Genomic DNA, 8,830 nt, shown 5'->3' with positions numbered 1-8,830 from the left:
TTGACCGCAGTATCCAAGTCACCATGGCCAGAGATCATGATCAAAGGGATCTCTGGTTTAATTTTTCTAGCCGCTTGAAGAACTTCCACACCGTCCATTTTGGGCATTTTAATATCGCAAAGAGCCAGGTCATAATCGTTCTTTTTGATCATATCCAGGCCTTTTTGCCCATCTTCTGCCTCCGCTAATTGATAACTATCATTTTCTTCAGAAAGAATTTTAACCAATACCCTGCGAATGGCAGCTTCATCTTCAATAACTAATATTTTTGGCATGTTTTATTATTGTTTAATACCGAATCTTTAATGAGATCGCTATGTTTTACTTCTTTTCAAAAACGGTGCCAGGTATTATAGATCTTTTTCATCCTAATACAAATAGGAAGCTGCATCGTTATATCACTTGTCCTGACTCTGGCATAGTTGAGGTATTCTGATGAAGGAACGGACTTTGTTGAAAAACATGTACATCTCGCTGAGGAAACGGAATGGTGACACCATTTTTCCTGAATTGTTCATCAATATTATACCTCATTTCGCTTCTCATCCTGGGCACTGCAAAACTATTCGAAATAAAAAAATTAAGTGAAAAAATCAGTGCTGAGTCACCAAAATCATCGAACTGCACAAAAGCCTCCGGTGATTTCAATACGCCTTTTTGATGACTTACAGCATCTAACAATATTTTGGTAACCAGTGCCACATCACTCCCATAAGCCACGCCAACTATAAGCGATTCCCGTGTCATATTATGATTCTGGGTATGGTTGTAAATTGTATTGGTTAAAAAGATATGATTCGGAATAATGATCACTTTGTCATCTCTGGTAATGGCCCTGGTACTTCTCAAACGTATCTCGAACACCTTGCCTACTTTTCCTTCTACTTCTATGATATCACCCACATGAATAGATTGATCAAGAATCATAAGAATACCGGAAATAATATCCTGAAAAAGGTTTTGAAGCGCAAACCCCAAGCCCACGAATAAAGCTGCAGAGGCTGTTAGGAGTACTGTAAGATTTACCCCAGAAGTATGGAGAATTATAATGATCACAAGAATGTAAAACAAATATTTTAGAAAGGAAAAGATGCTGACAAACTTATTTTTATCAGATTCCGGTAATTTTTTTACTACAACAGTGTGAACGATCCGAAGCAAATAGGTCACTACAATGACCGCTATCACAATACTCAGAAATGTACCTACGGTGATGTGAATGCTCTCACTATCATAGATCTGATAGGAAAGAATATCGTTGAATTTTGAAAAAAAGTTCCTTAGCTTTTCCATCTTAATATTTTAACCATTTAAACAATTCCTTGTAACTCGGTTTTTTACCATACATAAGGATACCAACCCTGTATATCTTTGCCGCCAACCAAACGATCCCAATAAAGGTCCCAACCAACATGGCAATGGAAAGGATCAATTGCCAGATGGGTACTCCCCCATCGCCAATTCCCCCCGGTAGACGCATGAGCATTACAATAGGGGAAGTAAGCGGAAAAAGCGAAAATCCGACAGCTATGGGTCCATGTGGATTTCCAAAAACAGAAAAGAATCCCACATAAATAGCCAGCATTAAAGGTAAAATAATTGGAAATATAAATTGTTGTGTATCTGTTTCATTATCAACAGCCGCTCCAATGGCCGCATAGATAGAACTGTATATAAGGTATCCCAAAATAAAATAGATCATAAAAAAGAAGATCAGCATAGCCCACGGTATTTGCATGAGCTCATTGGCGTACATTTGCATTTCATTTAGCTCCGAAGGCATAGCGGGCATACTGTTAACTGAAGCACCTGGCAGAACAGCGGCATTCTGAAGGCCGGAAGTATCCAAACCAAGGAAAGACATTACCACAAAGAGCAACAAGCTTGCTGAAAAAATCCAGATAGCAAATTGCGTAAGTCCAGCCAGGGAAGTGCCAATGATCTTGCCCATCATAAGTTGAAATGGCTTTACAGAAGATATGATCACTTCTATGATTCTAGATGTTTTTTCTTCAATGACACTTCGCATGACAAAGCCACCATAAATGATAATAAACATCATGATCAAATATCCAAATCCACCTCCAATGATCGCTTTGATTTCATTGATCCCTTTTAAATTTTGAATCCCTTCAAAGGTTTCTGTTTGCAGTTGAAAACCAGATTCTATGGCCTCAAATTCCTGAGCGGAGACCCCAAGATCTACTAACTTCTCTTGTCGTAAGCGTTCCTGAAATACAGCATCTAGCTTGTCTATAACACTAGAATTAGGTGCTTCTTTTGTGAAGAAGTAAGCCCTTTTAGCCACATCTTCAACGGTTTTTCCTTCGGGTATATAGAGAAGTCCGTAAAAGTTTAGTGCCAGGGTAGAGTCTTTTGCTTCTTCCAGGTTTAAATCTTTAAAAACCACATAAGAAGTACTCTCGGTAGATCCAAAATCTGTAGAAAAATAATTGCTTTCATTTAACACACTGACGACCCGGGTCTCACTATCGTTGATCTTTGTGAGATAGGCAATGAGAACCACCATACCCACCATTAAAATCGGACTCAAAAAGGTCATGATCACAAAAGACTTGTTCCGCACTTTTGCCAGGTATTCTCTTTTTATAATTAACCCTAATTTACTCATGGACAGATTTACTTTGAACCGTTTTTATAAAAATATCGTTGGCCGAAGGGATGGTTTCCACAAAATTATGGACTGTTCCTCTGGACGACAAGTGATTTAGAAGATGACGTGTATCTTCTGAAGGTAATTGTATTTGAAATTGAAGCTCTGCCTGAGCTTTATCATACGCAGAAGATGTTATCTGAAACTTTTGCGCAAGTTCATTAATAAAGGTTTCACCCTCCTGTATGGCCATACCAACATTAAAGATATTATTCTTGTATTGCTTTTTAATATCGGATAGCTTTCCGTCCAGGATCTTTTCAGCATTATGCAGCAGCGCAATATATTCGCAGATCTCTTCTACAGATTCCATTCGGTGGGTAGAAAATATAATGGAGGTTCCGCGTTCCTTCAAATGTAAGATCTCTTCTTTTATAATATTGGCGTTAATTGGATCGAACCCGCTGAAGGGTTCATCAAAGATCAATAATTTAGGCTCATGTAAAACCGTAACAATAAATTGGATCTTCTGGGCCATTCCCTTGGAAAGTTCCTGAATCTTTTTATTCCACCAGTCTCCTATTTCTAATCGCTCAAACCAATACAGCAACCGTTTTTTGGCCTCGGCCTTAGAAAGTCCTCGCAACTGCGCTAAATACATAACTTGCTCTCCTACCTTCATGCTCTTATAAAGACCTCTTTCTTCGGGCAAATACCCTATCAAGGAAATGTGTTCCGCCTTTAAAGGTTCGCCATTAAATAAAACATGACCGCTATCCGGATAGGTAATTTGATTGATGATCCGAAGTAATGTTGTTTTACCTGCACCATTTGGACCTAGAAGCCCATAAATACTGTTTGTGGGGATTTCAAGAGAGACATTCTTAAGTGCGAAATGAGAACCGAACTGTTTTGTAATCTGCTCGGCGATCAAAATAGAATTCATGTATGCAATTTTACCAAAGATATAGAATTGGAAGAAAAGACTTTTGAGTTTAAATATTATAATTCAGGGAAATACTGATATATAAAAAACGAAGGTAACTAGTTAAAAATAGGGACTTTTAAAGTGAAATATTTCAGAATTGATCAAAATGAGGAAGAAATATGAGGCCAATTAAATACTGGCACAGCCCTGAAAAAGCAAAACCCACCCTTAACGAATTAAGGATGGGAAAAAAATTGCTATGAAAAAGAAAATTAATATTGGTTACCCAATATCAAACCAAATATACGTTTTTTATTTAAAATGAATTCTTTATTCATTTAAGAAAACATGTCTTTTACTTTTTCAAAAAATGATTTATCCGATTTTTCAGGCTTGGGTTCAAAATTTTCATTAGAACTCATTTTTTCAAAAAAATCGCGTTGTTCTTTGTTCAATTCCTTAGGTGTCCAAACGTTTACATGGACCAAAAGGTCCCCGCTGCCATACCCATTTATATTATTGATGCCTTTTCCACGTAATCGCAGGATCTTACCAGACTGTATGCCCGATTCTAATTTTATCCTGACTTTTCCACTTACGGTATCTATTTCTTTGGAGGTCCCTAGGACGGCATCAGAAATACTGACATAAAGATCATAGTGTAAATTATCACCTTCTCTTTTCAGCGTGTCGTGTTCTTTGGTTTCAATGGCCACCAAAAGATCTCCGGGCACACTATTTCCTGGGGCCTCATTTCCCTTGCCGCTTACCTTAAGTTGCATTCCTTCTTCTACTCCAGCGGGAATTTTGATAGAAACAGTTTCTTCGGCCATTATTAACCCTTGCGCATCTGCATCAGCAGGCCGTTTGTCTATAATTTGACCACTACCACTGCAGCTAGAACAGGTTGCAGCTGTTTGCATTCTTCCTAAAATAGTATTGGTGATTTTGGTAACCTGCCCGTTTCCATTACAGGTAGTACAGGTTTTATAAGTAACTCCCGGAGCTTGTACTTTTCGTCTTACTTTTACTTTCTTTTCTACACCATTGGCCACTTCTTCTAAACTGAGCTTAACACGAATTCGAAGATTGCTCCCTTTTACACGTCGCTGACCCCCTCCAAATCCACCGAAGCCACCAAAATTACCCCCAAAGGCACTGCCAAAGATATCGCCGAACTGACTAAAAATGTCTTCCATGTTCATGCCACCGCCTCCAAAGCCACCACCTTCAAAAGCTGCATGTCCGTATTGGTCATACCTTGCACGTTTGTCGGGATTACTCAAAATCTCATAGGCTTCAGCCGCCTTTTTAAACATTTCTTCGGCTTTGGAATCTCCCGGATTCTTATCCGGATGGAATTCAATGGCCTTCTTGCGATAGGCTTTTTTAATCTCAGCCGCAGAAGCAGATTTGTTGAGCCCTAATATTTCGTAATAGTCTTGCTTCATGTCCCTTTTTTAATTGCCTACCACCACTTTTGGGTGCCTTATCACTTTATCTCCAAGGCGATATCCTTTTTCCACCACATCAATGATCTTACCTTTTAATTTTTTGCTGGGTGCAGGGATCTGAGTGATCGCATCATGGATCTCAGCATCAAAACTGTCTCCTTCTTTTGCTTTTATTTCTTCCAGACCCTTGGCTTTAAGTGTTTCTTTGAATTTGTTAGAAATAAGCTCAACCCCTTTGAAAAGATCCTTTTCAGAAGATTTAGACAACTCCTTTAAAGCCCTTTCAAAATCGTCCATAACGGGTAAAAGTGCTGTTATAACTTCCTGACCTGCAGTCCTAAAAAGATCAATACGTTCTTTGGATGTCCGCTTCTTGTAATTTTCAAATTCTGCAAAAAGACGCAAGAATTTATCTTTTTCCTTTCCTAATTCAATTTCCATCAATTCTTCCGGAGAAGCAGATTCTTCTTCCTCTTCCTCATTAGATTCAGAAATACTATCTGTTACTTCTTCATTAGCAAAGGTTTCGTCTTGAGACATCATGTCTTTTATCTCATCCATTTCTTCAATTCTATCTTTTTTACTCATTTCTGAATCATTTTATCTAACAAAACTTCTTGGTGTCTTCCTGAAGATGGCAAAAGTACTGCCATTTATTTAAAAATGTCAAAATGTCACAAAAAAACATCCTGATCGCAGGATGTTCTCTATAATGTTAGTTGTGATTGTAATTAAACGAATTCCTTTTGATAGATGTCACTTGAGTGCTCCTCAGTGAGGAGAATATTTTTAAGGGCGTTACATATATTTTTGTGATAGAATTCAAATCCCTCTTCTTCTATCTTCTTACTGCTCACTCTTTGACTTGCAAATAATAGGTAAGACATATCCCCAAGGAGCAATTGCATTATTCCTTTGGGAATGTTAGGAAGAAATAAAGGTCGGTTTAGCAAAGCTGCGATCTCCCTGATCAGTTTCGTATTTGTCACCGGATTTGGGGCCACGCCATTATAGATTCCTTTCAGGTCTTGATCAATGACAAAAAGGAATTGTCTTGCCAGGTCATCGATGTGAATCCAGGATTGCCATTGCTCACCACTGCCAAAAGCAGCACCTACATAAGATTTTATAGGTTTGACCATTGCTGGCAAAGCACCGCCATCTGAAGATAGGACTAAACCTATTCTGATGGCAGCTACTGAAAACGGAAATTTGGAAAATTTATTGATCTCCTCTTCCCACTGCGAAACAACTTCTCCAAGAAAACTGGGATCTACGTCCGTTACATCTTCTGTGTAATATCTGTCGAATGAATTGGGATATATCCCTATTGCTGAAGCTGCGACAAAGGATTCTATGGATTTGGTCTCAAGTTTTTCAAGGGCCTTCCTCAGGGTTTGTAAACTGTCTAGCCTACTTCGAATGATCTTCTTTTTGTTTGCCCTGGTCCAACGCTGTGAAATAGAAGCTCCTGCAAGATTGATTACTGCCGTTACTCCATCAAAACATTGCATATCTATTTCTCCATTCTTAGGATCCCAATAAAATCCTTTGAACCCCTCTTCCTTCTTTAATTTACCTTTCCGGGTTGTAAGATAATGGACTTCAATATTTCGTTCCTGAAATTTCCGCGTAACAGCCTTGCCTATCAATCCTGTAGCCCCTGCGATCAAAACACTCATGCTCCTCTTTTTTGTAAAGATATTTGATTTAAGATGGAGATGATTCAGGTTTATATTAGGTTTAACAGTATTGTTTAATACTTATAAAATTAACATGCCTGGGCTACTAGCTTTGTATTCTTGTTGCTCGTAACATTTCGCGCTTTCCAGGAGGTCCAGGAAGCCGCTCTACTTGGAAGCCAACCGCTAACATAGCGCGTCTTACACTACCTTTTGCAGCATATGTTACCAGTATACCGTTCTTCTTTAAAGAGTTAAACATAATTTGAAATATCTCTTCCGTCCATAATTCGGGTTGAACCCTGGCACCAAAGGCGTCGAAATAAATAAGGTCGTATACTTGAACATCCTCGATCTCCTTAAAGTCCTTTTGCTGTTTGCACAGCCTGAAATAAGGTGTGATCTTTGTTACTACTTCCCAGGAAGAACTGTGCATTGCCCTGAATAGATCATTGTATTCTTCCGCCTTGAGTTCTGAAATATAATTTAATTGATCTAACTCGGCTGCAATAACCGGATATCTTTCTACTCCCGTATAGTTTATTTGCAAACCCTTAGCTGTAGCTTCTAAGAAGGTGATCAAGGCGTTTAGCCCTGTACCAAAACCTATTTCCAGAATGGAGATTTGGCTCTTTTTGATTGCGGATAATCCACGATCCACAAATACATGATAGGCTTCCTGTACAGCCCCATGCTTTGAATGATATTGTTCATTCCAGGCTTCTAAATGGATGGTCTTAGATCCATCAGCCGTTGTAATTATGGTACGCTTCAACCTATTGTTCTAAAATCACACCATCTGCAATAAAACTACGGGTAACTTTAGCTGCTGTGATCTTACTGATCTCCGCTTCAGATGCTCCTCCGTCTTTTGCAAAATGTTGTTGATCTTTCACGCTCATTTTCTCGATGAAACCTTTTCCACTTAAAACCACTTCCTTCCCAACAATATCTTTCGGGACAAAAAATCCGTAATCCTTAAAAGTAACCATTGTTTCCCGTCCGTCGCCCAAAGAAACCTTCATCCAACATCCCTTGGCCTTACACACATCGGTTACTACACCATAAAAAGCAGTGGTAAGCGTATCTGTTTCACCCAGATCTTCAAAAGCCCGGGAGATTTCCGCTTCCTTCATAGCATTATCAGAGTTAAATGACTCCCCGAAGACCTGCATTTCCTTAATTGAAGCAACCTTTTCCTCAGTTTTAGATTGTGCATTCTGCTCTTTACAACTTCCAAAAAGAAGAAAGATCACAATGATTATGTTAAATCCTTTCATTTTTGATATGATTTATAATTACTCTACAAAACTGGCGATTTTTCGGCGAAAAAAGAAGGAACAAGAGGGCATAAATGATTAATTTTGAATCGTAAAAATAAGATGATGGAGACCAACGTTACGAACATTACTGTTGAAAAAGTTAAAACGTCTAGAATTTCCCAGGTAGATTTTTCCAATCTGCCCTTTGGCAAAGTTCACTCAGATCATATGCTGGAATGCGATTATGCCAATGGAGCATGGCAAGTGCCAAAGGTAATTCCTTATCAAGGTATAACCCTTGATCCGGCTGCCAAAATATTCCATTACGGCCAATCAGTTTTTGAAGGAATGAAAGCATATAAAGATTCAGATGGTCATGTTTGGCTCTTTAGGCCGGAAGAAAATCAAAAAAGATTGAATATCTCTTCCAAAAGGATTTCTATTCCGGAGCTCCCTAAGGACATCTTTATGGAAGGACTCAAGACCCTTTTGCAGGTGGAGAAAGATTGGATCCCAACAACTCCAGGTAGTTCCTTGTATATACGGCCTTTTATTTTTGCATCGGGCAAAGGATTACATGCCTCTCCGGCAGATCAATATAAATTTATGATCGTATGTGCCCCATCAGGACCTTATTTTTCGGGTAAATTAAAGGTGTTGATTGAAGAAAAATATTCAAGAGCCGCCAATGGAGGAGTGGGATATGCCAAAGCAGGAGGAAATTATGCCAGCCAATTCTACCCCACTCAACTGGCCGTAGCGAAGGGATATCAACAAGTTGTATGGACAGATGACAATACACATGAGTACATAGAAGAGGCTGGATCCATGAACATCTTTACGCGTATCAACGATACCTTGCTTACGAGTCCTGTGAGTGACCGTATCCT

9 protein-coding genes and 1 pseudogene are annotated in these 8,830 nt (G+C 38.9%); 1 reads left to right on the top strand and 9 read right to left on the bottom strand.

The features are described from left to right. The 9 genes and pseudogenes from Q0X72_RS03665 to Q0X72_RS03625 all read right to left on the bottom strand — a co-directional run. Window positions 1-275, bottom strand: a pseudogene (locus Q0X72_RS03665) (response regulator); the annotation flags it as partial. Between the two features lie 118 nt (window positions 276-393). Beyond that, window positions 394-1,293 carry a mechanosensitive ion channel domain-containing protein gene (locus Q0X72_RS03660; RefSeq protein ID WP_297762119.1) on the bottom strand — a complete coding sequence of 300 codons (900 nt, stop codon included), beginning with the start codon at window positions 1,291-1,293 and terminating at the stop codon, window positions 394-396. Window position 1,294: 1 nt separating this feature from the next. After that, on the bottom strand, window positions 1,295-2,632 hold the full coding sequence (locus tag Q0X72_RS03655; RefSeq protein WP_297762116.1) for an ABC transporter permease: 1,338 nt from the start codon (window positions 2,630-2,632) through the stop codon (window positions 1,295-1,297). Next, complete coding sequence (locus tag Q0X72_RS03650) at window positions 2,625-3,560, bottom strand: ABC transporter ATP-binding protein (protein ID WP_297762114.1); 936 nt, start codon at window positions 3,558-3,560, stop codon at window positions 2,625-2,627. The genes Q0X72_RS03655 and Q0X72_RS03650 overlap by 8 nt, the downstream gene beginning before the upstream one ends. 320 nt (window positions 3,561-3,880) lie before the next feature. Beyond that, a complete protein-coding gene (dnaJ, locus tag Q0X72_RS03645; RefSeq protein WP_297762112.1) occupies window positions 3,881-4,993 on the bottom strand; it encodes a molecular chaperone DnaJ in 1,113 nt (370 codons plus the stop codon). 9 nt (window positions 4,994-5,002) lie between these two features. Beyond that, entirely contained in the window at window positions 5,003-5,584 is a 582-nt protein-coding gene (locus Q0X72_RS03640) for a nucleotide exchange factor GrpE (protein WP_297762110.1), read from the bottom strand. A gap of 143 nt (window positions 5,585-5,727) precedes the next feature. Beyond that, window positions 5,728-6,678 carry a TIGR01777 family oxidoreductase gene (locus Q0X72_RS03635; protein WP_297762109.1) on the bottom strand — a complete coding sequence of 317 codons (951 nt, stop codon included), beginning with the start codon at window positions 6,676-6,678 and terminating at the stop codon, window positions 5,728-5,730. Window positions 6,679-6,784: 106 nt separating this feature from the next. Next, a complete protein-coding gene (gene mnmD, locus Q0X72_RS03630) occupies window positions 6,785-7,453 on the bottom strand; it encodes a tRNA (5-methylaminomethyl-2-thiouridine)(34)-methyltransferase MnmD (RefSeq protein ID WP_297762107.1) in 669 nt (222 codons plus the stop codon). Between the two features lies 1 nt (window position 7,454). Next, window positions 7,455-7,958 (bottom strand): DUF4920 domain-containing protein, encoded by a 504-nt coding sequence (locus Q0X72_RS03625; RefSeq protein ID WP_297762105.1) that lies wholly within the window; start codon window positions 7,956-7,958, stop codon window positions 7,455-7,457. 105 nt (window positions 7,959-8,063) lie between these two features. Between Q0X72_RS03625 and Q0X72_RS03620 the strand changes: the two genes are divergently transcribed. Then, window positions 8,064-8,830 (top strand): aminotransferase class IV (locus Q0X72_RS03620; protein WP_297762143.1); only part of this gene is annotated, 767 nt, incomplete at its 3' end.

It is taken from the genome of uncultured Muriicola sp., assembly GCF_947258935.1.
Taxonomy (GTDB): Bacteria; Bacteroidota; Bacteroidia; order Flavobacteriales; family Flavobacteriaceae; genus Muriicola.
The sequence above is the reverse complement of the archived record's forward strand: the minus strand, read 5'-3'. Positions and strand labels throughout refer to the sequence as shown.

Bases quoted from the DNA above. Each gene is read 5' to 3' on its own strand.
- dnaJ (WP_297762112.1), bottom strand. From the start codon at position 4,993: ATGAAGCAAGACTATTACGAAATATTAGGGCTCAACAAATCTGCTTCT.
- Q0X72_RS03640 (WP_297762110.1), bottom strand. From the start codon at position 5,584: ATGAGTAAAAAAGATAGAATTGAAGAAATGGATGAGATAAAAGACATG.
- Q0X72_RS03635 (WP_297762109.1), bottom strand. From the start codon at position 6,678: ATGAGTGTTTTGATCGCAGGGGCTACAGGATTGATAGGCAAGGCTGTT.
- Q0X72_RS03655 (WP_297762116.1), bottom strand. From the start codon at position 2,632: ATGAGTAAATTAGGGTTAATTATAAAAAGAGAATACCTGGCAAAAGTG.
- Q0X72_RS03625 (WP_297762105.1), bottom strand. From the start codon at position 7,958: ATGAAAGGATTTAACATAATCATTGTGATCTTTCTTCTTTTTGGAAGT.
- Q0X72_RS03650 (WP_297762114.1), bottom strand. From the start codon at position 3,560: ATGAATTCTATTTTGATCGCCGAGCAGATTACAAAACAGTTCGGTTCT.
- Q0X72_RS03660 (WP_297762119.1), bottom strand. From the start codon at position 1,293: ATGGAAAAGCTAAGGAACTTTTTTTCAAAATTCAACGATATTCTTTCC.